At 70.2% G+C, this 275-nt stretch carries 1 protein-coding gene; it reads left to right on the forward strand.

Annotated features, from left to right (window positions below; translation table 11 throughout):
- Positions 1–22 precede the first annotated feature (22 nt).
- Positions 23–275: LodA/GoxA family CTQ-dependent oxidase (locus FLQ44_RS07775; protein ID WP_240801207.1), on the forward strand; the 253-nt coding region annotated here is incomplete at its 3' end.

A 275-nucleotide genomic window follows, 5' to 3' on the forward strand; every position in this document is an offset into this window, starting at 1 on the left:
TGCCTTCCACCCGGGCTGCGAGATGACCTGGCCCATGCGGCATCTGACGATGTACGCGCGGCCCTTCCGCATCCGCCGCCGGCCGCCGGGTGTTCAGCCGCCGAACTACGGCGCCACGCTCGATCAAGCCACCACCCTGTCGGCCAATGGCCCGCTGCACGCGCAGTTGCCCGGCGACATCAATCGCTGGATGGGCCTGCCCTGGCAGGCCGACACCGCCTTCTGCCGCGCCGGCTACGACACCGCCTATGACCCTTTCGCGCCCACCTTCTGGC

This window comes from Vogesella mureinivorans (assembly GCF_007644035.1).
Taxonomy (GTDB): Bacteria; Pseudomonadota; Gammaproteobacteria; order Burkholderiales; family Chromobacteriaceae; genus Vogesella; species Vogesella mureinivorans.